This window comes from uncultured Sphingomonas sp., assembly GCF_964250165.1.
Taxonomy (GTDB): Bacteria; Pseudomonadota; Alphaproteobacteria; order Sphingomonadales; family Sphingomonadaceae; genus Sphingomonas.
This window is the reverse complement of the sequence record NZ_CAXUEK010000133.1, coordinates 1-3,780: the sequence shown is the minus strand read 5'-3', so window position 1 is coordinate 3,780 and position 3,780 is coordinate 1. Positions and strand designations below refer to the sequence as shown.

Sequence of the window (3,780 nt, the reverse complement as noted above, 5' to 3'; positions counted from 1 at the left end):
CATTCGCTGATCGAGACGCGCTACGTGCCGCTCGGCGTGATCTGCGCGATCTCGCCGTGGAATTTTCCGGTCGCGCTGTCGATCTGGAAGATCGCGCCGGCGCTGGTCGCCGGCAACACGATGGTGATGAAGCCCTCGCCCTTCACGCCGCTCGCCATGCTCAAGGTGGGCGAGCTGCTCGCCAAGGTCTTCCCGCCCGGCGTGCTCAACGTCATCTCCGGCGGCGACCGGCTCGGTCCGCTGATGACGGCGCATCCGGGCTTCGCGAAGATCTCCTTCACCGGCTCGACCGCCACCGGCCGCAAGGTGATGGAGACCGCGTCGCGGGATCTGAAACGCCTGACGCTCGAGCTGGGCGGCAACGACGCCGCGATCGTGATGCCCGACGTCGATCTCGATCAGGTCGCGCAGACCATCTTTCACAGCGCCTTCTTCAATACCGGGCAGGTCTGCGTCGCGACCAAGCGCCTCTATGTCCACGAAGACGTGTACGACGGCCTGCGCGACCGGCTGGCGGCGATGGCCGCCAGCATCACGGTCGGCGACGGGGCCGAGCAGGGGTCGCAGCTCGGGCCGGTCCAGAACCGACGGCAGTATGACCGGGTGATCGAGCTGCTGGCCGATGCCAGGGCCAACGCACTGACGCTGATCGAAGGGTCGGCGGTCCCGGACAATGGCGGCTATTTCGTGCCGGTCACGATCGTCGACAACCCCCCCGAAGACTCGCGCGTCGTCCAGGAAGAGGCCTTTGGTCCCATCCTGCCGATGCTGAAGTTCACCGACGTCGACGCTGTCATCGCTCGCGTTAACGACAGCGATTACGGGCTCGCCGGTGCGGTGTTTTCCAGGGACATCGACCAGGCGACCGCGATCGCGCGGCGGATCGAGACCGGCTCGGTCGCCATCAACCAGGCGCTCGGCCTGCGGCCAGACACCATGTTCGCCGGGCGCAAGCAGAGCGGGTTCGGGGTCGAGAACGGCATGGAAGGACTGCTCGAATATATGGCGCCACAGTCGCTCTACATCGCGCGATAGGGAGAGAAGCATGTCCGACCTCGGCGGCAAATCGATCGTCATCACCGGTGCCGGCGATGGTCTCGGCGCGGCCTATGCCCGCGCGGCGGCTGCACTGGGCGCTGCTGTCGTCGTCAGCGACATCAATGCGGAATCATCCGAGCGCGTGGCTGCCGAGATCTGCGCGAAAGGCGGGCGGGCGGTCGCGCACCGCTGCGACGTTCGGGACTATGCAGCGACCGAAATGCTGATCCAGCGCTGCGTCGACGAGTTCGGGGCGATCACCGGGCTCGTCAACAATGCCGGCATCTACATCGCCGAAAACTTCGTCACATCAAGTGTCGAGCAGCTCCGCCGGCTGGTCGAGGTGAACGTGATCGGCGTGTACAATTGCGGACGCGCCGCGGTCGGGCCGATGCTTCGCCAAGGGGAGGGATCGATCGTCAACATCACGTCGGGCGCGCAGGCCGGCCATCCCACGCTCAGTTCTTACGGCGCGACCAAGGGGGCGGTAGCGTCGTTCACCTATGGTTGGGCGCTCGAACTGCGCGAGTCGGGCATCAGGGTGAACGGCGTGTCGCCGATGGCATCGACGCCGATGACCGGCCACGCCGCGTTCCTGCCGCCCGCCGACGTCAACAGCCCGCCGGTGCTGTTCTTCCTGTCGGATCGGTCGCGCGGCATCACCGGGCAGGTCATGCGGATCATCGGCGACAGCCTCAGCCTGATGTGCCACCCCGCCAACATCGCCCCGGTGCTGCAGCGCGAGACTTGGTCGCTCGACAGCGTCGCCGATGCCTTCGACGCGACGCTCGCGGCGAAGCAGGTGCCGGTCGGTGTCGCGACCTACGAGATCGGTTCGGTCCATGCCGAGAATCTCGCGATCGACCGACCGAAATAGCTCCTGGCGTCAGGCGAAGCTGGCCGTGGCGTGTCGACCCGTGCAGATACCGGGTTCGACGAAGTCGAGCCGGTACCCGTCGCGCCATCGGCGCAGGTAGCCGGCCGACGGCGCCGGGAAATGCATCGTGCAGATCAGCGTGTCGGTCTCGGCATAGCTTTCGAGGAACGCCCGCCGCGTGTCGACCGCGAGCGCCTGGTCGGCATCGAGGATCATCCGCATGCCCGGAAGCTGCATCTGGATCGGCGAATAGATCAGGTCGCCGGTGAAGACCGCGCGATCCCGGTCGCGACCGGCCCCGACCGCGACGTGGCCGGGCGTGTGCCCCGGCGTCGGGATCAATCGGAAATAGTCGTCGAGGACATGGGTCGCTTCGACGAAGTCGACCCGGCCGGCATCGACGATCGGCAGGATGCTCTGCTCCCACGCCGCGCGCCGCGACTGGGCAATCACCGACATGTCGTCGGCATGCTGCCGGACCCAGTCGCCGGTGAAGAGGTATTCCTCATCCACCATCAGATGCCGGGCGTTGGGAAAGGTCGAAACCCAGGCGCCGTTCACCAGGATCGTGTTCCAGCCGACATGGTCGGCATGGAGGTGCGTGCACAGGACATAGTCGACATCCTCGACCTTGAGCCCGGTCGCCGCGAATTCCTCCATCCACCGATTGTCGGTGCGTTTGTGCCAGCTCGGCGCCATCGGCAGGTTCTTGCCCTTGCCGATACAGCTGTCGATCAGCACGTTGTGGCGCGGCGTGCGCACCACATAGGCGTGATAGCTCATCAGCAGATTGCCGTTCGCCGGGTCGAGGCCCTGCGCGTCGAACCAGCCGCGATGCGGCGCGAGCAGCTCCCGGGGGGCATCGGGGAAGAAGAAATCGAACGGCCGCTCGCCGCGTTGATCCTCGACGATCCGGTGGATGACCATGTCATCCACTTGCCATCCGCCCGCCATCGCGCTCTCCCGTATCGGAGCCGTTGTGGCCCGGTCGGAGCTTTTCACCCGTGCCCGCATGCGCCAATCCTCAAATGTGGACGCTCGTACCGCGCGGCGAAGCCTTTCCCGCGGCGGACGGCCGTCCACAGCGCATCCTTGCTGTTGGACCTCGCGCTCCTTCACTGGCATGCGGTCAGATGAGCGGGAGGGATTAGGAGCATGAGCGACCTGGTGTTGCGCGAGGACGCCGATGGTCTTTCGACCCTGACGCTGAACCGACCGGACAAGATGAACGCGCTCAGCGTCGACCTGTTCGAGGTGCTGGCCGCGCACGTCGCCAGCATCGCGTCGAGCGCGGCGGTGCGCTGCGTGGTGCTGCGGGGGGCGGGCAAATGCTTCTCGACCGGCAACGACATGGGCGGCATCGCGGGCGGGGAGGGGCAGGCGCGCCCCGATTTCCAGTCGCACATCGTGCAGCAACTCGCGGCCTTGCCGCAGCCGGTGATCGTCGCGGTGCACGGGCATTGCTATACCGGCGCGCTCGAACTCGCGCTGGCCGGCGACCTCATCATCGCGGCGCAGTCGGCGAAGTTCGGCGACACCCATGCGCGCTTCTCGCTGGTGCCGATCTGGGGAATGACCCAGCGTCTGCCGCGCCGCGTCGGGACGTACAAGGCGCGCGAGATGATGTTCACCTGCCGGACCTATTCGGGCGAGGAAGCGGCGGCCATGGGTCTGGCGACCGCCTGCGTGGCCGACGCCGACTTCGACGCGGCGGTGGGCGTGCTGACCGGCACGATCCTCGCGCAGTCCAGCCACAGCCAGCGCGCGATCAAGCGGCTGCTCGCCGAGACCGACGGCCTGCCGCTGCCGGCCGGGCTGGCGCACGAAGTCCATAGCAGCCCGGGGCAGGGCCCGGACATGATCGA

Annotated in this window: 4 protein-coding genes; 3 read left to right on the top strand and 1 reads right to left on the bottom strand. The window is 67.0% G+C overall.

Translation table 11 applies throughout. From position 1 onward, the window contains the following. Nucleotides 1–1,035, top strand: a 1,035-nt coding sequence (locus ACFE64_RS15335) for an aldehyde dehydrogenase family protein (RefSeq protein WP_375393320.1), incomplete at its 5' end; no start/stop codon positions are given. A 10-nt stretch (nucleotides 1,036–1,045) separates the two neighbouring features. After that, the gene (locus ACFE64_RS15330; RefSeq protein WP_375393319.1) at nucleotides 1,046–1,915 is read left to right on the top strand and encodes an SDR family NAD(P)-dependent oxidoreductase; all 870 of its coding nucleotides are present in this window, start codon (nucleotides 1,046–1,048) and stop codon (nucleotides 1,913–1,915) included. Nucleotides 1,916–1,924: 9 nt separating this feature from the next. Here ACFE64_RS15330 and ACFE64_RS15325 read toward each other — a convergent pair whose 3' ends face one another. Continuing rightward, nucleotides 1,925–3,034: an MBL fold metallo-hydrolase gene (locus tag ACFE64_RS15325; RefSeq protein WP_375393318.1), complete on the bottom strand. Its 1,110-nt coding sequence runs from the start codon at nucleotides 3,032–3,034 to the stop codon at nucleotides 1,925–1,927. 36 nt (nucleotides 3,035–3,070) lie between these two features. On the opposite strand from ACFE64_RS15325, the gene ACFE64_RS15320 reads away from it, so the two are divergent. After that, on the top strand, nucleotides 3,071–3,780 hold a 710-nt coding region (locus ACFE64_RS15320; protein ID WP_375393317.1), incomplete at its 3' end, for an enoyl-CoA hydratase/isomerase family protein.